The organism is Brucella sp. GW823-FHT04E01 (assembly GCF_058796175.1).
The window spans coordinates 918,170-941,398 of the sequence record NZ_JBXAIK010000001.1 but is presented as its reverse complement, the minus strand read 5'-3'; the positions used below and the strand labels follow the sequence as shown (position 1 = coordinate 941,398).

The window sequence follows — 23,229 nt, the reverse complement described above, 5'->3', positions numbered from 1 at the left end:
ATTCTCGATGGAATAGTCGTAAACTACTGATCAGATTGGGCTAATCGAAATCAGGTAAGCGGCTCCCTTCCCCTTTAGTTCAAGAGGCAAGGCGTCGCAGTTTGTGGCGACCGCGCAATCATGCTGCTCAAGTTTCGTCGTTTTCGCCGCGAGTGTCAGATCGATCTGACCTTCGGCACAGAAAAGAAGAACCAGATTGCCATTGGCCTGGGTGAGCGTGGTGCCGTTGACGGGCAGGCGCCGGACCATATGGGCAAACCGTCCGCGCCGGGTCATCACATTGAGGTCGGTAATGGCCGATCCGATCAGCCGTGCGCTGGATTGAGCATCCGCAGCGAAGAACAGCGGTACGCTTTCGCAGGTGAGGGTGCTCTGCTGTCCTTCGACATCGAGCAAGATGCCGTCTCCTTCCAGCACCGACAATGTGCGGTCGATGCCGGGAAAGATGGAAAACGGGCCATCGCTGGCGACGGTCGCCATGGAAATGCGCCAGTCGAAATTATCGACTGACGCGCCTTCCGGATGGACGGCGATTTCGACCGTAACGCCGCCGCCATTTTTCCATGGCATGTGGCGATGACTTTCGGCCTTGAGAATTTCGACCATCAACCGAGCCATCCATTGGATGCTGCCCAGAAGGCAATTGGTGCCGTTAGCAGGATGCTGAGTGCCGTGCGGATATACCAGATCACGATCAGGTCCCGGAACTTGAGCGGGATCGAGGTGGCAAGGACGCAAGGGATTGAGGCCGACAGGAAGAGAACCTGGCTGACCGAGACAACGGCGGCGACGAACTTCAAAACGACATCGGCGTCCTTCAAGAGGATGGCTGGCAGGAACATTTCTGCAAGGCCGGACGCCATGGATTTTGCGGCAAGCATCGGATCGGCCAGTTGCGCAAGCCATGTAAACGGATAGAGCGCCAGACCCAGAAGATCAAAGATCGGCGTATATTTGGACGCAAGCAGGCCGAGAAGCCCGACCGCCATGATGCTGGGAAGGATCATGGCTGCCATGCGCAGGCCATCAAGGAACGTCGCCCCGAGAAGCGGCAGAAGCTTGGGGGCATTTTGTGCCTGCTGGATGCCGGTGTCGATTGCCGTTTGAATACGGCCTTTGCCTTCGGGCAATGGGGTATCGCGGTCGCCCGGATGATCCATGCGGCTCAATGGCCAGATGCGTGCGGTGATCGCGGAGACAATGAAAGTCACGAAGAAAGTGGTCCAGAAATAGAGGTTCCACGCGTCCATAAGGCCCAGCGTCTTTGCGACGATGATCATGAAGGTGGCTGATACCGTGGAAAAGCCGGTGGCGACGATTGCCGCTTCGCGGGCGGTGTATTTGCCTTCCTTGTAGACGCGATCGGTGATGAGAAGTGCCAGCGAATAGCTGCCGACGAACGATGCCACGGCATCGATGGCCGACCAGCCCGGCGTGCGCCAGATCGGGCGCATGACTGGTTGTACGATGACGCCGGTAAATTCGAGCAGGCCATAGCCAATCAGGAAAGCCAGTGCCAGTGCACCGATCGGCACGATCAGGCCGACCGACAATACGAGCTTGTCGAACAGGAACGGCAGCATATCGGGCGTGAAAAGTGCAGCCGGACCGATATTGGCGAGATACATGGCAGTCGCAATGAGGCCGAGCAGACGCAGAACCGAGAAAATTCTTTCGGTTACATTCTTTTTCCACGTGCCCGTTACGAAAGGTGCAAAGGCACCATAAGCGATAAGCAAGCAGACGAAAACGAGAGCGGCAGGGCGAAGCTGCGTGGCAATCGCGGTCGCGGCGTGATCGAGCAGGATGGTCGATTTACCGCCAATGGTGACGGGCACGAAAAAGAAAAATATGCCTATGAAGCTGTATATGACCAGTTTCAAAGCCGCCGATCCACGAGAGGGCTCATTACGGCCAAGCGCTACGTCTGTCATCGTTATTCCCCAGTATTTACGTATTATCCAGCTATGAAAAAGGCGGCCCCCGGAAGGGCCGCCTTTCATTGATTTCTTAGTTGCCAAGGATGGCTGGAAGGCGCAGGCCCTGCTGCTTCGCCCAGTCGAGCGCGATATCGTAGCCCGCATCGGCATGGCGCATGACGCCGGTGGCCGGGTCGTTCCACAACACGCGACCGATGCGCTGATCGGCATCTTCGGTGCCGTCACAGCAGATGACCATGCCGGAATGCTGGCTGAAGCCCATGCCGACGCCGCCGCCGTGATGGAGTGACACCCACGTTGCGCCCGAAGCGGTGTTGAGCAGAGCATTGAGCAGCGGCCAGTCGGAGACTGCGTCCGAGCCATCCTTCATGGCTTCCGTTTCGCGGTTCGGCGAAGCCACCGAGCCGCTATCGAGGTGATCGCGACCGATAACGATTGGTGCCTTTAGCTCGCCATTGCGGACCATTTCGTTGAAGGCGAGGCCGAGACGATGGCGGTCACCGAGACCGACCCAGCAGATGCGTGCTGGCAGGCCCTGAAACTCGATACGTTCCTTTGCCATGTCGAGCCAGTTGTGCAGGTGCTTGTTGTCTGGCAGCAGCTCCTTCACCTTGGCGTCGGTCTTGGCGATATCTTCCGGATCGCCGGAAAGGGCAGCCCAGCGGAATGGGCCAATGCCGCGGCAGAACAACGGGCGGATATAGGCAGGCACGAAGCCCGGGAAATCGAAGGCGTTTTCCAGACCTTCTTCGAGTGCCATCTGGCGGATATTGTTGCCGTAATCGACGGTTGGAATGCCAGCATTCCAGAAGTCGAGCATGGCCTGAACCTGCACCTTCATCGAAGCGCGGGCGGCTTTCGCAACGCCCTTCGGATCGCTTTCCTGCTTGGCGCGCCATTCGGCGACGGTCCAGCCGATTGGCAGATAGCCATGTACCGGATCATGTGCCGAGGTCTGGTCGGTGACGATGTCGGGGCGTACGCCGCGCTTGACGAGTTCCGGATAGATTTCAGCCGCATTGCCGATGAGCGCGATGGACTTGGCTTCGCCTGCCTTGGTCCATGCATCGATCTTGGCCAGTGCTTCGTCGAGGCTATGGGTCTTTTCATCGACATAACGGGTGCGCAGGCGGAAATCAGCGCGGGTTTCGTCGCATTCGACCGCAAGGCAGCAAGCGCCTGCCATGACAGCTGCCAGAGGCTGTGCGCCGCCCATGCCGCCCAAGCCGCCGGTCAGAATCCATTTGCCCTTGAGGTTGCCATCATAATGCTGGCGACCGGCTTCCACGAAGGTTTCGTAGGTGCCCTGAACGATGCCCTGCGCGCCGATGTAGATCCACGAACCGGCGGTCATCTGGCCATACATGGCAAGACCCTTCTTATCCAGTTCGTTGAAATGATCCCAGGTCGCCCAATGCGGCACGAGGTTGGAATTGGCGATGAGAACGCGCGGTGCATCCTTGTGGGTGCGGAACACGCCCACCGGCTTGCCCGACTGCACCAGCAAGGTTTCGTCTTCATTGAGCGTCTTGAGGGTCGCGACAATCTTGTCGAAATCATCCCATGTGCGCGCAGCGCGGCCAATGCCGCCATAGACGACCAGCTCGTGCGGGCGTTCGGCGACATCGGGGTCAAGGTTGTTCATCAGCATGCGAAGCGGCGCTTCGGTCAGCCAGCTCTTGGCGTTGAGTTCGTCTCCGCGGGGCGCGCGGACTTCGCGCTCGTTATGGCGTGGATTGGACATGGTGTTCTCCTCAGGATTTCAGTTCTGCGGCTATTGCTTCCAGCCGCTGCAAAAGAGTTTTGAGATGCACGCGAAGCTTGTCCGCCCTGGCCTCGTCATAGGCGAAGGGAACCGCTTCGGTCGCAAGATGCGTGGATTGGGCAAGCTCCATCTGGATGGCGTGAACGCCAGTTTCCGGCTTGCCGTAATGGCGCGTCGTCCAGCCGCCCTTGAAGCGGCCATTGAGAATCGACGTGTAGCCTTCGGCCCGTCCCGTAACCTCAACGGCGGCAGCTTCGATCTTCGGATCGCAGGTCTTGCCCATGTCCGTGCCGATGTTGAAATCCGGCAATTTGCCTTCGAACAGGAACGGAATATGCGAGCGGATCGAATGGCAGTCATAAAGGATGGCGACGCCATGGATCGCCTTCACACGCTCGATTTCGGCTAAAAGCGCGTCGTGATAGGGCTTGTGGAAGCGCGTGATGCGGTCGGCAATATCGGCTTCCTTTGGTGCTTCGCCGTCTTTCCAGATGGCAATGCCGTCAAAGTCGGTTTCCGGGATCAGCGTCGTGGTGTTCTGGCCCGGATAGAGGCTGACACCCGCCGGATCACGATTGGCATCGATGCAATAGCGATGGAAGGTGGCGCGCACCGTGGTTGCGCCATCAATAAGGCCATCATAGAGCTGGTGAATATGCCAGTCGGTATCGGCAAGTATCCGGCCATTGTCGTTGAGCCGTGACCAGATGTCGTCAGGAACATCCGTGCCCGTATGGGGAAGGCCCAGAATGACGGGCGAGGTTCCCTGACGAACTTCGAACGGACTCATGATCACGCCTCCAGAGAGGGCAGGATGCCGCTCGAAACCGCCCCGGCAAGTGCACCGTCAGCCACCAGCTCAGCGGCATTCTTGAGGTCGTCTGCCATATAGCGGTCGTCTTCCAGCGTCGGCACGCGGCCGCGCAACGCGGCGATCACCTTGGCAAGCTCGGGGCTAGTGGTCAGCGGCTCGCGCAGCTCGACGCCTAATCCGCCGGTCAGCGCCTCAATACCGATAATGGCGTTGAGGTTGGCGGTCATCTGCAACAGGCGGCGCGCGCCATGGCAGGCCATGGACACATGGTCTTCCTGATTGGCCGAGGTCGGGGTGGAATCGACCGAAGCCGGATGCGCCATCTGCTTGTTTTCGCTCATGAGTGCTGCAGAGGTGACTTCTGCGATCATCAGGCCGGAATTGAGGCCCGGCTTGCGGGCGAGGAAGGCAGGAAGACCGAAGGAGAGGGCGGGGTCAACCAAAAGCGCGATGCGGCGCTGCGAAATCGCGCCGATTTCGCAGACGGCCAGCGCAATCTGATCGGCGGCGAAGGCAACAGGTTCGGCATGGAAATTGCCGCCCGACACGGCGCGACCGTCCGAGAGAACGAGCGGATTGTCGGTGACCGCATTGGCTTCGATTTCCAGTGTGCGGGCTGCCTGACGCAGAATGTCGAGGCAAGCGCCATCAACTTGCGGCTGGCAGCGAATGCAATAGGGGTCCTGCACGCGCTGGTCGCCCTCAAGGTGGCTCTGGCGGATGATGGAACCTTCGAGCAGGGCGCGCAGTGCCCGGCCAGCGTCGATCTGGCCCTTATGGCCGCGTAGCGTGTGGATTTCCTCGTGGAAAGGTGCGTCCGATCCCATGGCGGCATCGGTGGACAATGCGCCGGTGATGAGCGCTGTCTGTGCGGCGCGATGCGCACGGAAAAGACCTGCCAGTGCCAGAGCAGTCGAGGTCTGCGTGCCGTTGATCAGCGCCAGCCCTTCCTTGGCAGCAAGCACAACCGGCTTCAGCCCGGCCTTTTCGAGTGCCTTCGCGCTCGGCAGGCGTTCGCCCTGATAAAAGGCTTCACCTTCACCGATCATGGCCGCAGTCATGTGCGCCAGCGGTGCAAGGTCACCGGACGCGCCAACGGAACCCTTTTCCGGGATCATCGGGATCACGCCTTTTCCCAGCATGTCTTCGATGAGGGTGATGACTTCAAGTCGTACGCCGGAAGCGCCACGACCGAGCGAAATCAGCTTCAGCGCCATGATGAGGCGCACGATATTTTCCGAAAGCGGTTCGCCGACGCCGCAGCAATGCGACAGGATCAGATTGCGCTGGAGCGTGGCGACATCGCCCGCCGCAATACGGATCGAGGCAAGTTTTCCGAAGCCGGTATTGATGCCGTAAACCGGTTCATCCCCTGCCGCGATTTCCGCAATGCGTGCCGCAGCCTTTTCGACGCCTGCGTGAAAAGCAGTGTCGATGCGGACGGGGAGACCTTCGCGATAGATTGTTTCAAGTGTTTCAAGCGGCACGCTGCCGGGCTTCAATACGAGGGTCATGGAAAACTCCCAAAGAGCGCATCTCGAAAAACGTGAAGCGGTTTTCGAGATGCGCGTTGAAACAAAAACTCAGATTTGGCCTTTGAACACACGCTTCCAGAGCGGGTTGAAGCCGATGCGATAAACAAGCTCTGCCGGGCGCTCGACGTCCCAGATTGCGAGGTCGGCATCCTTGCCAATTTCCAGCGTGCCGGTCTGATCAAGAAGCCGGAGTGCGCGCGCTGCTTCGCGGGTCACGCCTGCAATGCATTCATCGACCGTCATGCGGAAGAGCGTTGCGCCCATATTCATGGTGAGCAGAAGCGAGGTCAGCGGCGAGGTGCCGGGATTGTTGTCGGTGGCGAGCGCCATCTTGGTACCCGCAGCACGGAAAAGCTCGACCGGCGGCTTTTGTGTTTCGCGAATGAAGTAGTAGGCGCCGGGCAGCAGCACAGCTACCGTTCCGGCCTTGGCCATAGCGGCAGCGCCGTCCGCATCCGTATATTCCAGATGATCGGCTGAAAGCGCATCATAAGATGCTGCAAGAGCCGCACCATGCAGATTGGACAACTGGTCGGCATGAAGCTTGACCGGAATATTATGCGCCTTGGCCGCATCGAAGACGCGGGTGATTTCATCCGGCAGGAAGGCGATGCCTTCGCAAAAACCGTCAACCGCATCGGCCAGATTTTCAGCGGCGATAGCCGGAAGCATATCGTTGATGACGCGGTCGATATAGGCGGCCTTGTCGCCATTCATTTCCGGCGGCAGGGCGTGCGCGCCAAGGAAGGTGGTGCGGACCGCCACGTCGCGCTCTTCGCTAAGACGGCGGGCGGCTTTCAACGACTTGATTTCGCTGTCACGGTCGAGGCCATAGCCGGACTTGACTTCAACGGTGGTGACACCTTCTGCAATCAGTGCATCGAGACGGGGCAGGGTTTCGCGCACCAGATCATCTTCGCTGGCAGCACGCAGGTTCTTGACTGAGGAAACAATGCCGCCGCCTGCACGTGCCACTTCTTCGTAAGTGGCACCATTCAGGCGCAGCTCAAATTCATGGGCGCGGTTGCCCGCATGGACAAGATGCGTGTGGCAGTCGATCAGGCCGGGCGTGATCAGGCGGTTCTCGCAGTCGATTTTCTCGAAAGATGCATATTCAGCAGGCAGAGCATTTTCCGGACCGACATAAGCGATCTTGCCGTCTTTCACGGCGAGCGCGGCATTGTCGATGAGCCCCAGACCCTCGGCGTTTTCACCCAAGGTGGCGATACGGGCGTTGCTGAAAATGTAGCTTGTTTTATCTGGCATGAGCGTTTTCTCGCTTCCCCTGTTTTTCAATAATGTATATACATATTAACGGAGCCGCCAAGAGAAAAAATGCATCCATTTGCGATCTGTTGAAAGATCGGCGTGTGAATTTGGCGAAATGAGGAGCTTGTTCGAATGTCTGCCGCAGCCACAAAAACGCAATTTATCCATGCCGGTCAGGCGCTTCTGCAAACAGGTTGGGCGGATGATGTGCGTCTTGGCATTGTCGATGGAAAAATCGCATCTGTGGAAACCGGCGTCAGTGCGCAGTCGGGCGACGAACACCATACAGTGATCGTTTCAGGCATGCCAAATCTGCACAGCCATGCGTTCCAATATGGCATGGCAGGACTGGCTGAGCGGCGTGGACCTTCTGCTGACAGCTTCTGGAGCTGGCGCGAGATCATGTACAAGTTTGCGCTCACCATGTCGCCGGAACAGGCCGAAGCTGCGGCGCTGCGGCTTTATGTCGACATGCTGGAGGCAGGATTTACCCGCGTCGGCGAGTTTCACTATCTGCATCATGACCGCGACGGTACACCTTACGGCAATATTTCCGAGATGGCGGATCGCATCGTTTCCGCGGCCGGAGCAGCGGGTATCGGCCTGACATTGCTGCCAGTGCTTTATGCGCATTCGACCTTTGGCGGTGCTGCTCCGAATGAAGGCCAGCGTCGGTTTATCAATGATGAAGCAAGCTTTGCGCGCCTAATCGAAGGCTGCCAGAAGGCGCTTGTCGGTTTCGATGGTGCCGTGCTTGGCGTAGCCCCGCACAGCTTGCGTGCTGTGACGCCGGATGAGCTGGCTTTTGCAGCAAAACTTCTGCCCAATGCGCCGATCCACATTCATATTGCCGAACAGGTGAAGGAAGTGGACGATTGCATCGCATGGTCGGGCCAACGACCGGTCGAATGGCTGCTCGATCATCAGGAATTGTCTTCGCGCTGGTGTCTCATTCACGCGACCCACATGACCGATGCGGAAACTGTGCGTATGGCCGAGGCGGGCGCGATTGCTGGTCTTTGTCCTGTGACGGAGGCCAATCTCGGCGACGGAACCTTCAATGCCACGGTCTTCCACGAAGCAGGCGGCAAGTTCGGCGTCGGCTCGGATTCCAATGTGCTGATCGGCATTAGCGATGAGTTACGCCAGTACGAATATTCGCAGCGTCTCCTGCACCGCGCGCGCAATGTTCTGGCCGAGAACGCAGGCTCGACAGGCCGCGCACTGTTCGATGGCGCGGTGACCGGCGGCAATATCGCCATGGGACGCGCAGGCGATGGCTTGGAAGCGGGGGCTTCGGCCGATTTCGTTGCGCTTGATGCGGCGCGTCTGCCACATGCAAAAGGCGACGCAGTGCTCGATGGCTGGATTTTTGGCGGTCGCGCACGACCGTCCGATGTATGGGTGCGCGGCGTTAAACAGGTGGAAGGCGGGCGTCACCGCTTGCGCGATGAAGCCGAGCGTGCTTTCCAGACAGTGATCGGCGAATTACTCGCCTGACAGGAGATGGCATGGCTGGCGAAGATTTGATCGTAAAGGACGCACCGGTGCTTTCGCTGCATCAGCGTATTCTGGACGATATAGAATCGCGCATCCTGTCAGGAGAATGGCTGCCCGGTCATCGCATCCCGTTCGAACACGAGCTGACGGAACAATATGGCTGTTCACGCATGACCGTGAACAAGGCGCTGACGCAGCTGGCAAAGGCCGGTCTGATTGAGCGCAAGCGGAGATCCGGCAGTTTTGTTTCCTTTCCGCAATCGCAGGCCGCAATCCTCGAAATCCACGATATTCGCGATGAAGTAGCAGCGCTTGGCGCCGCTTATCGGTTCGAGCTGACGAGCCGGCGCGAGCGATTGAGCGGACCAGCCGATGCAAGGCATATCGACATGCCGCGCCATACGCCGCTGGTTGAACTCGTCTGCCGTCACTATGCCGGCAAGCGTGTCTTCGCTTTGGAAGAGCGCATCATCAGTCTGGATGCGGTTCCGACCGCTGCGCAGACTGACTTTGCTGAAAATTCACCGGGACCATGGCTGGTTTCGTGCGTGCCGTGGAGTAGCGCAAAACACTCGATACGTGCGATTGCCGCCACGCAGGAAAATGCTGGCATGCTCGGTATTCCGCTGGGGGCGCCCTGTCTGGTGATCGAGCGCCAGACCTGGAATGCTGACCAGCCGGTAACACATGTACGCTTTACCTATCCCGGCGACAGCCATGCGCTGGTGGCGAATTTCACGCCATCGCAGGGAGGATAAGTGGCTGGTCCTGCACATTACGGCCCGGCAAACGCATCGGCGCGCTTTTCGTCATGGTTTGACTGTTAGCTTTCCGATCATATCGGGGTGAAAACGGCAGTAAAATTTGACCGCTTCTGGCGATTTCAGAACCTGTCTCGTAACCTTCCCGGGTGGCAGGAGAATATCCCATCCTCCCTTTACGGTTGCGGTGTGCTGCATGGGGTCCTTGTTGTTCCATTCGATCACATCGCCCACATTTGCCTCAATGTTCTGCGGCGAAAAAGCAAGTTTCTCGACCGTAATCTCAATCGTTTTCGCCTCTGCCGGGACACTGATAATCAGCAGCCCGGCAAGTATGGTGACAGCTTGAACATATCTCATCGGACCGGTCCTATTTCAAAGACATGGCGATGTGTTCGGCATGTTGCTCATGGCTCTGGAACAATTTGAGACCGGTTTTGAGCAGGCTCTTCAGTTCAGTGTTGCTGGCGGACGGGATAAGTGCGGTTTTCAGCGCCTTGTTCACTTCCTTATGATAGGCAACCTCGTTGTCGACATAGGATTTGTCGAAAGCTGCGCCATCGAGCTTGCTCAACCTGGTCAGTTCTTCTGCTGCCGCTTTGGACAAGGCTTTGCTTGTGTCGTTATCCTCCGGTGTGACGTTCAGTTTCTTGACCAGAGCGAGCGCCTGCTGATTGACCGCTTCATGATCACGCAGCATGGTCTGTGCGAACTCAAGCACCGTTTTGTTTTTGGATTTTTCGAGGGCCTGTTTGGCAGCCGCGACATCGATGGCGCCTGCCGTGTAGGCGATATGGGCTATCGCCGGATCGTGTAATTTTCCGTCATGGGCAATTGCCAAAGACAGACTGCCGCAAATGCAAATTGTAGCAACGGATACAACTGAACGAATAGACATGGAACTCTCCCTTGTCCGGCGCCTTTTTACGGGCTCCAGATAGTTGTTTCGTCGCATTATCCTACGCAAAACCGCTTCGCACTTTTGCTGGAAATGCTCTAGTGACAGCTATTGGATGCAGGAGAGTTCAAAAGGTTCCTGACATTATGTCAGTTCGTCCAGCCGCGCCAAAACGGCGGTTATAATCCGCTCGCAGCGTTTGCCTGCGAAGGGAAAGGCATCCAGTAATACAGGGCCGATTTTCTCGTCCAGCTGTTTTCGCAACAGATATCGGGCGCGGTGAAGACGTGTCTTTACGGTTTGCGGGCGCAGATTCAACAATTCGGCTGTTTCATCCACGCTCAAGCCTTCAATGACCCGTGCGACGAATACGAGGCGAAAAATTTCCGGCAGATTATCCGTTGCCTGTTCGACCAGCTGCAATATCTGGCGCTGCGCAAAACTGCGTTCGGGGTCATTCACGCTCATGTCGGATGGAAACGGGATGATATTGTTTGTGTCGGGTGTGGTCTCAAGAAGCTTCTCGACCTTCCGGGTTTTGCGCAGACGACCGAGGGCTTCGTGAATTGCAATACGGGATAGCCACGTGGTCAGGCTGGATTGGCCGCGAAAGCGATCAAGACTCCTGAAAGCCAGAAAATAGGTCTCCTGAACCACATCTTCCGCTTCGCTGTCGTTGCGCACGATGCCGCGGGCCAGACGATAGAGCCGCTGATTGTTGGTCTGCATGACTTTGCGCAGCGCTTCCAGATCGTGCATTTTTGCGCACTGGGCGAGGACAAGATCATCCTGAAATGTTGGAGAGGTGGCGGGTAACGCTGTTTTTGCACGCATGGGTCAAACTCCTGTGGAGTTTCATTGGATGTATGCGAGGCCAAAAGGTTCCCGAAACAAGACAATATACGTTCTGAATAGTATCGCGGTTTGATATTTCCCGATAGCGGCGAATGAATTGCTGTTATCAAAAAAAAGCCGCCGCAGGGGAACAGCGGCGGCGAGCGCATCGGTCTAAAAATCGATGCGTAGTTTAAAAATAGAGCGCATCTTGTCCGAAAACCGTTGCACACTTTTCGGGATGCGCTCTAAAAGGCAGCATGACTTGGGTGAAGGTCAGGCTGCGCGTTTGATGGCGTCACCGATGACGGACACGATCGTGTCGATCTGTTCCTTTTCCACGATCAGCGGTGGCGAAAGCGCGATCACATCGCCGGTTACGCGGATGAGCAGGCCCTTCTTGAAGCAATCCACGAAAACATCGTAGGCGCGGGCGCCCGGTGCATCCTTGCGCGACGAGAGTTCGATGGCGCCAACCAGACCGAGGTTGCGAATGTCGATGACGTTCGAAACGCCCTTGAGCGAATGGAGTGCCTCCTGCCAATGATTGGCAAGTTCCGCACCGCGCGTCAGCAAGCCTTCCTCGGCATAGACTTCCAGTGTTGCAAGGCCGGCAGCAGCGGCAACCGGATGGCCGGAATAGGTGTAGCCATGGAACAACTCGATGGCGTTTTCGGGGCCGGTCATGAGGCCATCATAGACCTTGCGGGCAGCGAAGACTGCGCCCATCGGGATGGCGCCATTGGTCAGGCCCTTGGCGGTTGTCACGAGGTCGGGCACGACGCCGAAATAATCAACGGCAAACGGCGTGCCGAGGCGGCCGAAACCGGTGATGACTTCGTCGAAGATCAGGAGGATGCCATGCTTGTCTGCCGTAGCGCGGAGGCGTTCCAGATAGCCCTTCGGTGGCAGGATGACGCCAGCCGAACCGGACATCGGTTCAACGATAACCGCAGCGATCTTTTCAGCGCCATGCAGCTGGACGAGACGTTCCAGATCGTCGGCAAGTTCGATGCCGTTTGCAGGCAGGCCCTTGGAGAAGGCGTTCTTCTCGATATCGAGCGTATGACGCAGATGGTCGGCAGGAATCTGTGGGAAGACGCGGCGGTTATTGACAAGGCCGCCGACGGAAATGCCGCCGAAACCAACGCCGTGATAGCCCTTTTCGCGACCCAGAACCATGGTGCGGGTGCCCTGGCCGATGGCGCGCTGATAGGCGATGGCGATCTTCAGTGCGGTATCGACCGATTCCGAACCGGAATTGGTGAAGAATACGCGGTCAAGTTTTGCATCCGGTCCGCCCGGCGCGATGGCCGCGAGCTTTTCAGCAAAGTCGAAAGCCACATTATGGCCCATCTGGAAGGTCGGTGCGAAATCCATGGTCGAAATCTGGCGCTCGACAGCTTCGGTGATGCGCTTGCGGCCATGACCGGCATTGCAGCACCAGAGACCAGCCGTGCCATCCAGAACCTGATTGCCATCGGTGTCGGTGTAATACATGCCCGAAGCACTTGCGAGCAGGCGAGGCGCTGCCTTGAACTGCCGGTTCGCGGTGAACGGCATCCAGAAGTTCTCAAGGCTTGGCGTGTTGGTTTTGGTGAGCATAATTACCTCCTATTTGTAAGCAGCAGGCCACGCTTTGCGAGGTGCAACAAGTCCTTTTCTTCAAGATATTAAGCTATTGTTTTTATGTGGGATAATTATCAAGTTTGTGCTATATCGAACATCATAAACATGGGGAAGAGTTCGATGAGCATCGATATCGGCGGGAGGCTTCGTTATGTGCGCATGCGGCAGAATCTGTCGCAGCGTGAGCTGGCCAAAAGGGCAGGTGTGACCAACTCCACCATCTCCCTCATCGAGGCCAATCAGTCCAATCCGTCCGTCGGTGCATTGAAGCGCATTCTCGACGGTATTCCCATCGGCATGGCCGAGTTTTTCGCGCTCGAACCGGATGCGCCGCACAAGGTATTCTATCAGGCCGAGGAACTGGTGGAAATCGGCAAGGGCCCAATTTCCTATCGGCAGGTGGGAGACCATCTGTTTTCGCGCTCTTTACAGATGCTGAAGGAGCGTTATGAGCCGGGTTCCGATACGGGAAAAGTGCTTTTGATGCACGAGGGCGAGGAAGGCGGCATCGTCATTTCTGGCCGCATCGAAGTGACGGTCGGCAGTGAACGCCGCATTCTGGGGCCGGGTGACGCCTATTACTTTTCCAGCAAGCTGCCGCACCGGTTCCGTTGCGTCGGACCGGTGCCATGCGAAATCGTCAGCGCCTGCACGCCGCCGAGTTTTTGAATCGCCTTGAGGAAGGCGATTCAATTTCGTGCAAATAGTCTATTCGTAGCGGGAAATACCGAGATCGTCGGCCCGGATATCCGGCTTGTTGCCGGAAATAAGGTCGGCGAGCAATTTGCCGGAACCGCACGACATCGTCCAGCCGAGCGTTCCGTGACCGGCATTGATGAACACGTTGTCGTAGCGCGTTGCACCGATGATCGGCGTGGAATCCGGTGTCATCGGGCGCAGGCCGGACCAGAAGGTTGCCGCTTTCAGATCGCCGCCGGGGAACAGGTCCGTTACCGACAGATCGAGCGTTGCGCGCCGCGCGGCAGGCAGGTCCGTGGTGAAGCCCGAGACTTCCGCCATACCGCCAACGCGGATGCGGTCGCCAAGACGGGTGATCGCAATCTTGTAGCTCTCGTCGAGCACCGTCGAAACCGGAGCGCGATCCTCGTCGACAATCGGTGCCGTGATGGAATAGCCCTTCACCGGATAGATCGGGGCGTTAAGGCCAAGCGATTTGACGAGCGCAGGCGTATAGCTGCCAAGAGCGACGACATAACGGTCGGCGGTCAGGACACCCTCGGAGGTCTCGACGCCGGAAACCTTGCCGCCGGACATCAGTAACGACTTGATGTTGACGCCGAAGCGGAATTTTACACCGAGTCCTTCGGCAATCTTTGCCAGCGCATTGGTGAACTTGAAGCAGTCGCCGGTTTCGTCATGCGGAAGACGCAGGCCGCCGACGAACTTGTCCTTCACGCGGGCAAGTGCCGGCTCCACCTTGGCGCAGCCTTCGCGGTCGAGGACTTCGAACGGCACGCCATCCTGACGCAGTACCTCAATATCCTTGCCGATACCGTCGAGCTGATACTGCTCGCGGAAAAGCTGGAGCGTGCCCTGCATGCGCTGGTCGTATTCGATGCCGGTTTCCTTGCGCAGATCGACAAGGCAATCGCGCGCATATTCGGCTACGCGCACCATGCGGGTCTTGTTGACCTTGTAACGGCTGTCGGTGCAGTTCGCGAGCATCTGCAGGAGCCAGCTATACTGAACCGGATCGCAAGTCGGACGCAAAACTAGTGGCGCGTGCTTCTGGAACAGCCATTTCGCGGCCTTGAACGGAATGCCGGGCGCGGCCCATGGCGAGGCATAGCCCGGCGAAACCTGACCGGCATTGGCAAAGCTCGTTTCCAGTGCGGGGCCTTCTTCGCGGTCGACAACGGTTACCTCGTGACCGAGCTTGGCGAGGTAGTAGGCGGTCGTAACGCCAATGACGCCGCTGCCGAGAATGGTGATCTGCATGTTCGCCTCTTGTCTTATACTTTTATGTCGCTCGCGCCGCTCTCCACGTAGACACGTGCATAACGGTTGCCGAGCGCAGTCAGAATTTCATAGGGAATAGTGTCGCAATCGCGCGCCACGTCTTCGAGGCGCTGGTGCGGGCCGATCAGCTCCACAAGACTGCCGAGTTTCAGCGTGCCTTCCGGCAATGCGCTGACGTCGAGCGTGATTGAGTCCATCGACACACGGCCGATGATCGGCAGTCGCGTATCGCCAAAGAAGGCCGCACCCTTGTTGCTGAGAGAACGGAACCAGCCATCGGCATATCCGACAGCAATCGTTGCAACCCGCATCGGCCCTTCGGCGATATAGGCGCCGCCATAGCCAACCGCCGCCCCCTTGTCGATCTCGCGCACCTGAATGACGCGTGCCGAAAGGGTGAGGACAGGAATGATCTCGCTTTTCGGTCCAACGCCATAAAGCGCGACACCGGGGCGGGCGAGGTCGAAATGATAGGTCTTGTCGAGGAAGCTGCCGCCGGAATTGGCAAAAGCAACCGGCAGTTTTGGCAGGCGCGCAAGCAGCGCGGTCATATTGGCAAGCTGACGGGCATTTGCCGCATTTTCCGGTTCGTCACCGCTGGCCAGGTGGCTGATGACAAACTTGATGTCGATGGCATCCAGAAGCGTGGCGTTCTCAAGAAAGCGTTCAAATTCCTTCGGCGACAGGCCGAGACGCGACATGCCGGTATCGAGCTGGAGCAGGGCGGGCAGCTTCTTGCCCTGTCTGGTGGCGAGTGCCGCCCAGTTTTCAATCTGTTCCAGCGAGTTGAGAACTGGCAGAATGCCTTCGCGGGCGCAGGCTTCTTCGGTTCCCGGTTGAAGACCGTTCAAAACGTAGAGCGTCGCGTCGGGCTGGAGAAACGGCTTCAGCGCTATCGCTTCGCCGAGATGGGCGACGAAGAAGTCACGGCAACCGGCATCGTAAAAAGCTGGCGCAACACGACTGGCGCCGAGCCCGTAGGCATCTGCCTTCACAACGGCAGCAGCGCGGGTGGGGGCGATATGACGGGCAATGGCCGAATAATTGTGACGCAGCGCCGACAGGTCGATGGTCAATACGCCACCGGCGGCAAGATCGCGCTCATCCTGTGAAAATTGCATCGACATCTCAACCATTTGCACGGTTCTTTCCAAACTGCTCACTACGCTACGAGAACGCCTGGAAGGTCATTGTCGATATGGATCGTCTGCCGCCCAAAGCATATAAGCCTCGGTTGAGAAACCTTGTGACTCCTCACTCCCAAAGCTTGCTCGCATATTAGTCGAAGACTATTCGAATGTTTTTGCTATTTGTCGCATATTATGCGAATTTTCGCACATCTTGCGCATATTTTAGCTCCAGGGTTGAAGATTATTCATGCCAACGCTCGACAGTATCGACCGCAATATCATCCGTTGCCTGCGCCGTGATGGGCGCATGACCAACAGCCATCTCGCCAGCGAAGTAGGGCTTTCGCAGTCCGCCTGTCTGCGGCGGGTGCAGATATTGGAAGAAAGCGGCGTTATCCGTGGTTATACGGCCATCGTCGGTTCATCCGACGGCGATGAGCGGCTCGTCGCTATCGTACGCATTACGCTTGACCGGCAGACAGAGGAGTTTCTGAATCGTTTCGAGGAAGCGGTGCGGCGGCACCCTGAAGTTCAGGAATGTTATCTCATGACAGGCGATGCGGATTACATTTTGCGCGTCGAAGCCGAAAACGCTGCGGCTTATGAGATCATTCACAAGGAAATCCTGTCGCGATTGCCCGGTGTCGCGCGCATCCATTCCAGTTTCGCAATCCGCACGGTGCTTCTGTCAAAAGCACCGACTTCACGCGGCTGAAATGAAAAAAAGCCCGGCACTGACCGGGCTTTCTATCCGAAAGATCACTTTCTTTAACGGAATTCGTAGCGAAGACCGGCGCGGATCGTGTGCATGTTGAAGCCATTGTCCTTGGCCTGCGTTCCGGTGGCGCCCGGTCCTTCGGCATTGCCGTAAGGGTTGGTGCTGCGATCGGCTGCGTCAAAACCGTAGGCTTTGCCACCATTGATGCGCATATAGCGGTAACCGACATCAAGTTTTAGCTGCTCGGTGAGATCGTAGCTGACACCGGCCATGAGAGCCATTGCGAAGCGCCAGCTGTCGAGGCCGTCCTTTTCGCTGGAATAGGTGCAGCCTGCGCAGACTTCGTGGGTTTTCCAGTCGTCATATTGCACATAGGCGGCGCCAAGACCCGCGCCGAGATAAGGCGTCAGAGGTCCTACACGCGGCAGGTCGACATAGGCGTTTGCCATGGCCGTCCAGATATTGGCTGTCGAGGAATCCTCGTAGTTGCAGTTGTCCTCGACCGGATTGAAGCCCTTGGCAGATTTCACATAGCTCGGACAGGCGGTGCGACCGTTGATGCCTGCACGGAAGAAGTCGAGTGTGGCATCGGCGCGGAACATATCGGTGAAGCGGTAACCGACACCCACGCCGTAAGTTGCGCCTGCTTTGAGGTCGAAATCATCGTAGCGTAGCGTGTCGTCAATGCCGCGATAGGGCGGATCGAACTGGTTCCAGAAGCTCCAGTCGCCATCCGTGCTGGATTTGAAATTGTAACCGAGATCGCCACGAATATACCAGCCGGACGAATTAACCGGTTCCGGCATGGGTTCAATAACAGGGTCTGCAATTATGTCGGCGGCAAACGCCGCTCCTGATCCCGCCATCAGACTGATAGCCACGATGGCAATGGCGGAAGTGCACTTCATCGGTTCCCACTCCAAATCCGAACAGAAAAACGGCTCACAAGCCGTACTGCCGGATATGGTAAAGAGATATGTTTAACACTTGGTTATTTTTAAGTAACCTTGCGGTGCATCAGTCGCCGGTACTCGCGTGTGACGCGATGTTATGCAAGCAATTTCTAAAGTATAGGAGCCGACGCGAGGCCGGCTCCTGTCGTTATCAGAAGTTTATCGAATGGATGATCGAATTGTCGATATCGTTGATATCCCGCTTGCCGCAGAGCGCCATCGTGACATCCAGTTCCTTGCGGATGATGTCGAGTGCCAGCGTTACGCCGTCCTTGCCCATGGCGCCGAGGCCATAGAGGAACGGGCGACCGATATACACGCCCTGAGCGCCAAGTGCGCGGGCCTTGAGCACATCCTGGCCGGAGCGGATGCCGCCATCGACATGCACTTCGATCTTGTCGCCAACGGCATCAACGATCGGCTGCAGCATGGATATCGAGGACGGTGCGCCATCCAGCTGACGTCCGCCATGGTTCGACACGATGATCGCGTCGGCACCTGATTTGGCTGCCATCTTGGCATCTTCCACATCGAGAATGCCTTTAAGGATCAGCTTGCCGCCCCATTGTTCCTTGATCCAGGCAACGTCGTTCCAGTTGAGCTGCGGATCGAACTGTTCAGCCGTCCATGAGGAGAGCGAAGAAAGGTCGGTAACATTCTTGGCGTGACCGGCAATGTTGCGGAACGTGCGGCGCTGCGTGCCCATCATGCCGAGGCACCAGCCGGGACGGGTTGCCATCTGCCAGATATGCTTCGGGGTGAATTTCGGCGGGGCGGAAAGGCCGTTGCGGATATCCTTGTGGCGCTGGCCGAGAATCTGGAGATCGAGTGTCAGCACCAATGCCGAGCAGCCAGCCGCCTTGGCGCGACCGATCAGGTTCTTCACGAAATCGCGGTCCTTCATCACGTATAGCTGGAACCAGAACGGCTTCTTTGTCACCGAAGCGACGTCTTCGATGGAACAGATGCTCATGGTCGAAAGGGTGAAGGGAACGCCAAAGGCTTCGGCAGCCTGTGCTGCCAGCATTTCACCGTCCGCGTGCTGCATGCCCGTCAGGCCGGTCGGTGCGAGAGCCACCGGCATGGACACTTTCTCGCCGATCATCGTCGTTTCCAGCGAACGGTTCGTCATGTCGACGAGAATACGCTGGCGCAGCTTGATCTTCTTGAAGTCGTCTTCATTTGAGCGATAGGTCGACTCGGTCCATGCGCCAGAATCCGCGTAATCAAAGAACATCTTGGGGACGCGGCGCTGGGCAAGCCGCTTCAGATCGGCGATTTCAACGATGTTGGGCATCTATCCCACCCCTTGTGGTAATTTTTCTTGACCAATCGCATGACGGATCGCGCGGCCGAAATCAAGTACGAACAAGTATCGAATAACAATTGCCTCGCGGTTAATTGAAGGACCGTGTAATTCCACTTATGATATTGGCACCCGCCCAAGGCATCTTTGCCACTCGAAGAAGGCGGTCCCGCAACTGGGTTAGAGGGTAACGGATGAGCAAGGCCACCAAGACCGGTTTCATCGGCAAGCGATCCGCTGCAGCGGGTGGATGGGGTGCATTGAAGAGCTGCGGCAAGCAATTGCTTGCAAGTGGCGCTCCTCTTTCCGGCGCGCGCACGCTTCTCAAGGCGAACCAGCCGGACGGTTTCGATTGCCCCGGTTGTGCCTGGGGTGATCCGGAACATGGCTCATCTTTTGAATTTTGCGAAAACGGTGTGAAGGCTGTCGCCTGGGAGGCGACCGACCGGCGCACGACGCCTGCCTTTTTTCGGGAGCATACGGTTTCGCAGCTGCGCAACTGGACGGATTACGATCTGGAAAATACCGGGCGCCTGACCCATCCGATGCGGTACAATGCTTCGACCGATCAGTATGAAGCCATCGAATGGGATGAGGCGTTCAGGACTATCGGCGACATTCTCAAGAGTTTCGACAGCCCAAACCGGGTTGAGTTCTATACGTCGGGCCGTGCCTCGAACGAGGCTGCGTTTCTGTATCAGTTGTTCGTACGCGCTTATGGGACCAATAATTTCCCCGACTGCTCCAACATGTGCCACGAGGCTAGCGGCGTTGCGCTGAAACAGTCGGTTGGCGTCGGCAAGGGGACCGTCCTGCTGGAAGATTTCGAAATGGCTGATGCCATTTTCGTGGTCGGTCAGAATCCGGGCACCAACCATCCCCGCATGCTGGGTGATTTGCGTCGTGCTGCCGAGCGCGGTGCGCGCATTGTCGTTTTCAATCCGATCCGCGAACGCGGGCTGGAGCGGTTCGCTGATCCGCAGAACAAGCTTGAAATGCTGCATGGCGGCAGCGAAGCCATAGCGAGCGATTATTTCCAGCCGCGTCTTGGCGGTGATCTTGCCGCTTTCCGCGGTATGGCCAAGGCGGTTTTCGCAGCGGATGATGCCGCACTCGCCGCAGGCAAGCCATCAATCCTCGACCGGGAATTTCTCAGCACACATACAGCGGAACTGGAAGCCTATCGCACTGCGGTGGACAGCACGTCGTGGGAAGAAATCGAGGACCAGTCGGGACTTCTCCGGCAGTCGCTGGAGCGCGCCGCAAAGATCTATATGGAATCGGATCGGGTCATCTGCACCTGGGCGATGGGCATCACCCAGCATCGTCATTCGGTGATCACGATCCGCGAAATCACCAATTTCATGCTGCTGCGCGGCAATATTGGCAGGCCCGGTGCGGGTCTCTGTCCGGTGCGCGGTCATTCCAATGTGCAGGGTGATCGTACCGTCGGCATCAACGAACGGCCTCCAGTCGCATTTCTTGATGCGCTGGAAAAGGAATTTGGCTTCAATGTTCCGCGTGAGCCGGGGCACAACGTTCTGGGTGCCATCGGTGCCATGCTCGACGGGTCGGCTCAGGCATTTATCGGTCTCGGCGGCAATTTCGCCCGGGCCACTCCGGATAGTCCGTTGATTTCAAAAGCGCTTTCCGGCCAGCGCCTGACGGTTCATGTCGCAACCAAGCTCAACCATTCGCATCTGGTGCCGGGGCAGGAATCTTTCATCCTGCCTTGCCTTGGCCGCACCGAGATCGACCTCAATTCCAGAGGTGTGGCCCAGATCGTAACAGTCGAAGATTCCATGAGCATGGTGCACGGTTCGGGCGGCATTAATGCGCCTGCTTCATCACATCTTCGTTCGGAAGTGGCGATCATTGCGGGTATGGCGCAGGCGACGCTAGGGCCGCAGCCAGTCAACTGGCTGGAGCTTGCCGACGACTATGATCTTATCCGCAACCATATCGCCCGTGTGTTGCCGGACTTCTACGATTTCAACGCTCGTGTACGGGTTCCGCGTGGCTTCCATTTGCGCAATTCTGCCCGTGAGCTGGAATGGAATACGACAAAGGGCAAGGCCACATTCTGGACCGGCGCCCTTCCGGAAGCTGTCGAGCATCAGCAGGCACGCGGTACGCCGGGGCGTTATGTGCTGCAGACCTTCCGCAGCCACGACCAGTACAACACCACCATTTATGGCATGGATGACCGCTATCGCGGTGTCTATGGCGAACGACAGGTCGTCTTCATGAATGAAGCTGACATGGCGGATATCGGTGTCGAGGCCGGTGACCGGGCTGATATTGTTGGCGAATTCGATGACGGCGTGGAGCGTATCGCGCGCGATTTCCGCTTCGTGCCCTATGATATCCCGCGCGGTTGTATTGCGGGCTACTATCCGGAAATGAACGTGCTGGTGCCGCTCGCCAGTTCTGGTGATGAAAGCTACACGCCCACATCGAAATCGGTGATCGTTTCGTTCCGCCCCCTTAAATCGGCAGCTGCATGATGGATGAGGGCGAAGCGGAATATATGGCGTTCGTCGACGCTTTGATGACGGCGTCCAGCAATTTGACCGGGCTTGGTGCCGGGATCATCGCCGCGCTGGCGCTGGATATCGCGTCGGATAGCCGAACTTTTGCGCGTTCGCTGGGGATCGCTCATGCACTTGTGCTTCGGGAAATTTCAGTGCTCGGGCAGGACCACGGTTATGTGCGGATCAAACAGCGCGATCCGCGCACGCAACGCACACGTTACGAATTGAATGTTGCCGGTAAAAGGCTTGTCGAGGAGGCAACGAGTTAGCCGCCGCCTATATTCTTGAAATTCAACACAACTATATATTTCTACTTATAAATTCTCTGATCGAAGGCAATGCCTACCGATTGCTCCTGAGTAAGTGTTTTCGAAAAGACTTTAATAGCGATAACTATGATTCATCATCTTTTACAACGCCGCTTTTCTCTGCAAAGCTTTAGTTGCATTCTCAACAGAACCAAACCAGTGAGAATCGTGTAAATGGCAGCAAAACCATTCATTTACAGCGTGCAGAATGGGTGGAGGCGCGTTATGTGCCAGCTTGCTCCCCATTTCAAAGCACCCCGTATACTGCTCTTTTGCCTGGGGCTGCTTGCGCCGGGCGCAATGTTGCAGGCGCATGCCGACTCGCTCGACATCGTGCCGGTGGCAGCGGTAAAGGCAGTCGCCAGCGATTATCAACCGAAACTGACCTTATCCGGCGCCATTGCGGCACGGTCGCTTGTCAATGTCTCGTTTCGTCTGAACGGTCAGGTTGTGCAGCGTCTGGTCGAGATCGGCCAGCACGTGGAAAAGGGGCAGCCTCTCGCCAGCATCGATAATGTTGAGCAACAGGCCAATCTGCGCGTTGCACTGGCGTCGAAAGATGCCGCGCAGGCGCAGCTGGTGCAGGCCCAGGCCAATTTTGCGCGACAGAAGGCATTGCTGGCACAAGGGTTCACCACTCGCAGCACCTACGATCAGGCAAACCAGAACCTGCAAACGACGCAAAGCGCTCTTGCCAGCGCTGAAAGCCAGCTCAACGATGCACGCGATCAGCTCTCCTACACTGAATTGCAGGCACCCGTTTCAGGCGTGATTACGGCGCGCAATGTCGAGGCCGGGCAGGTCGTGCAGGCTGCGCAGACAGCGTTCTCGATTGCCGAGGATGGTCCACGCGACGCGGTATTCGATGTGCAGGAAACACTGGTCAATCATGCCAAAATCGGAATGGACGTAACGATTGCGCTGCTGTCCGATGCGTCGATAAGTGCCGAAGGCAAGGTTCGTGAGATTTCGCCGGTGGTCGATGCGCAGACTGGAACCGTACGGTTAAAGGTCGGCATAGCGCAAACCCCGCCTCAGATGGCACTCGGGGCCACAGTGACCGGCACGGTTCATATGGACACGGTGAAGGTGGTCGTTTTGCCATGGAGCGCAATGACTTCGGATGCCGGGCGTACAGCCGTCTGGAGGCTCTCGAAGGATTCCAAGGTGGCAACGCTGGTTCCGATCAAGGTGCTTTCATACGAAAAGGGGCGGCTACTCGTGGAAGGCGGGCTGCAGGAAGGCGAGCTGATCGTCACGAAGGGCGCACAAATGCTGCGTTCCGGCGAACCGACCGAAGTCGTGCAGGAACAGGAAGGACAAGTTGCGCAATGAAGGCGACAATCCAGTTTCCT

Annotated in this window: 21 protein-coding genes; 7 read left to right on the top strand and 14 right to left on the bottom strand. The window is 57.4% G+C overall.

The window, feature by feature from the left end; all coding sequences use genetic code 11:
* Nucleotides 1–30: 30 nt before the first annotated feature.
* The 6 genes from AC1RHM_RS04665 to hutI all read right to left on the bottom strand — a co-directional run bounded on the left by AC1RHM_RS04665 (nt 31) and on the right by hutI (nt 7,320).
* Nucleotides 31–609: a HutD/Ves family protein gene (locus AC1RHM_RS04665; protein WP_029376046.1), complete on the bottom strand. Its 579-nt coding sequence runs from the start codon at nt 607–609 to the stop codon at nt 31–33.
* Nucleotides 606–1,934: a YjiH family protein gene (locus AC1RHM_RS04660; RefSeq protein WP_010659501.1), complete on the bottom strand. Its 1,329-nt coding sequence runs from the start codon at nt 1,932–1,934 to the stop codon at nt 606–608. The genes AC1RHM_RS04665 and AC1RHM_RS04660 overlap by 4 nt, the downstream gene beginning before the upstream one ends.
* Nucleotides 1,935–2,010: 76 nt before the next feature.
* Complete coding sequence (hutU, locus tag AC1RHM_RS04655) at nt 2,011–3,684, bottom strand: urocanate hydratase (RefSeq protein WP_036580486.1); 1,674 nt, start codon at nt 3,682–3,684, stop codon at nt 2,011–2,013.
* A 10-nt stretch (nt 3,685–3,694) separates the two neighbouring features.
* Entirely contained in the window at nt 3,695–4,495 is an 801-nt protein-coding gene (gene hutG, locus AC1RHM_RS04650; protein WP_010659503.1) for an N-formylglutamate deformylase, read from the bottom strand.
* A 2-nt stretch (nt 4,496–4,497) separates the two neighbouring features.
* Nucleotides 4,498–6,033 (bottom strand): histidine ammonia-lyase, encoded by a 1,536-nt coding sequence (gene hutH, locus AC1RHM_RS04645; RefSeq protein WP_010659504.1) that lies wholly within the window; start codon nt 6,031–6,033, stop codon nt 4,498–4,500.
* Between the two features lie 69 nt (nt 6,034–6,102).
* A complete protein-coding gene (gene hutI, locus AC1RHM_RS04640; RefSeq protein WP_010659505.1) occupies nt 6,103–7,320 on the bottom strand; it encodes an imidazolonepropionase in 1,218 nt (405 codons plus the stop codon).
* A gap of 135 nt (nt 7,321–7,455) precedes the next feature.
* Here hutI and AC1RHM_RS04635 point away from each other — a divergent pair, with 135 nt between their 5' ends.
* Nucleotides 7,456–8,823, top strand: coding sequence for a formimidoylglutamate deiminase (locus tag AC1RHM_RS04635; RefSeq protein WP_010659506.1), 1,368 nt, complete (start codon nt 7,456–7,458; stop codon nt 8,821–8,823).
* A gap of 11 nt (nt 8,824–8,834) precedes the next feature.
* Complete coding sequence (gene hutC / locus AC1RHM_RS04630; RefSeq protein ID WP_010659507.1) at nt 8,835–9,581, top strand: histidine utilization transcriptional repressor HutC; 747 nt, start codon at nt 8,835–8,837, stop codon at nt 9,579–9,581.
* A 51-nt stretch (nt 9,582–9,632) separates the two neighbouring features.
* Here hutC and AC1RHM_RS04625 read toward each other — a convergent pair whose 3' ends face one another.
* The 4 genes from AC1RHM_RS04625 to aptA form a co-directional block, all read right to left on the bottom strand.
* Nucleotides 9,633–9,944, bottom strand: coding sequence for a cupredoxin domain-containing protein (locus AC1RHM_RS04625; protein WP_010659508.1), 312 nt, complete (start codon nt 9,942–9,944; stop codon nt 9,633–9,635).
* A gap of 10 nt (nt 9,945–9,954) precedes the next feature.
* On the bottom strand, nt 9,955–10,482 hold the full coding sequence (locus tag AC1RHM_RS04620; protein WP_010659509.1) for a DUF4142 domain-containing protein: 528 nt from the start codon (nt 10,480–10,482) through the stop codon (nt 9,955–9,957).
* A gap of 144 nt (nt 10,483–10,626) precedes the next feature.
* Nucleotides 10,627–11,316 (bottom strand): RNA polymerase sigma factor, encoded by a 690-nt coding sequence (locus tag AC1RHM_RS04615; protein ID WP_010659510.1) that lies wholly within the window; start codon nt 11,314–11,316, stop codon nt 10,627–10,629.
* Nucleotides 11,317–11,592: 276 nt separating this feature from the next.
* A complete protein-coding gene (gene aptA / locus AC1RHM_RS04610; protein ID WP_010659511.1) occupies nt 11,593–12,921 on the bottom strand; it encodes an omega-aminotransferase AptA in 1,329 nt (442 codons plus the stop codon).
* Between the two features lie 144 nt (nt 12,922–13,065).
* Here aptA and AC1RHM_RS04605 point away from each other — a divergent pair, with 144 nt between their 5' ends.
* Nucleotides 13,066–13,614, top strand: a complete 549-nt coding sequence (locus tag AC1RHM_RS04605) for a cupin domain-containing protein (RefSeq protein ID WP_010659512.1) — start codon at nt 13,066–13,068, stop codon at nt 13,612–13,614.
* Nucleotides 13,615–13,653: 39 nt separating this feature from the next.
* Here AC1RHM_RS04605 and AC1RHM_RS04600 read toward each other — a convergent pair whose 3' ends face one another.
* Together AC1RHM_RS04600 and alr are read right to left on the bottom strand one after the other, a co-directional pair.
* Nucleotides 13,654–14,904, bottom strand: coding sequence for a D-amino acid dehydrogenase (locus tag AC1RHM_RS04600; RefSeq protein WP_010659513.1), 1,251 nt, complete (start codon nt 14,902–14,904; stop codon nt 13,654–13,656).
* Between the two features lie 14 nt (nt 14,905–14,918).
* Entirely contained in the window at nt 14,919–16,061 is a 1,143-nt protein-coding gene (alr, locus tag AC1RHM_RS04595) for an alanine racemase (RefSeq protein WP_010659514.1), read from the bottom strand.
* A 241-nt stretch (nt 16,062–16,302) separates the two neighbouring features.
* Between alr and AC1RHM_RS04590 the strand changes: the two genes are divergently transcribed.
* Entirely contained in the window at nt 16,303–16,770 is a 468-nt protein-coding gene (locus AC1RHM_RS04590; RefSeq protein ID WP_010659515.1) for an Lrp/AsnC family transcriptional regulator, read from the top strand.
* Between the two features lie 53 nt (nt 16,771–16,823).
* On the opposite strand, the gene AC1RHM_RS04585 is transcribed toward AC1RHM_RS04590, so the two are convergent.
* Nucleotides 16,824–17,681, bottom strand: a complete 858-nt coding sequence (locus AC1RHM_RS04585) for an outer membrane protein (protein WP_492332483.1) — start codon at nt 17,679–17,681, stop codon at nt 16,824–16,826.
* Nucleotides 17,682–17,877: 196 nt separating this feature from the next.
* Nucleotides 17,878–19,023, bottom strand: coding sequence for an alpha-hydroxy acid oxidase (locus AC1RHM_RS04580; protein WP_010659517.1), 1,146 nt, complete (start codon nt 19,021–19,023; stop codon nt 17,878–17,880).
* Between the two features lie 203 nt (nt 19,024–19,226).
* Here AC1RHM_RS04580 and AC1RHM_RS04575 point away from each other — a divergent pair, with 203 nt between their 5' ends.
* The 3 genes from AC1RHM_RS04575 (at nt 19,227) to AC1RHM_RS04565 (ending at nt 23,209) form a co-directional block, all read left to right on the top strand.
* Nucleotides 19,227–21,539, top strand: coding sequence for an FdhF/YdeP family oxidoreductase (locus tag AC1RHM_RS04575; RefSeq protein ID WP_010659518.1), 2,313 nt, complete (start codon nt 19,227–19,229; stop codon nt 21,537–21,539).
* Nucleotides 21,536–21,835 carry a hypothetical protein gene (locus AC1RHM_RS04570; RefSeq protein WP_010659519.1) on the top strand — a complete coding sequence of 100 codons (300 nt, stop codon included), beginning with the start codon at nt 21,536–21,538 and terminating at the stop codon, nt 21,833–21,835. The genes AC1RHM_RS04575 and AC1RHM_RS04570 overlap by 4 nt, the downstream gene beginning before the upstream one ends.
* A 339-nt stretch (nt 21,836–22,174) precedes the next feature.
* The gene (locus AC1RHM_RS04565) at nt 22,175–23,209 is read left to right on the top strand and encodes an efflux RND transporter periplasmic adaptor subunit (protein WP_376749533.1); all 1,035 of its coding nucleotides are present in this window, start codon (nt 22,175–22,177) and stop codon (nt 23,207–23,209) included.
* Nucleotides 23,210–23,229: the final 20 nt, after the last annotated feature.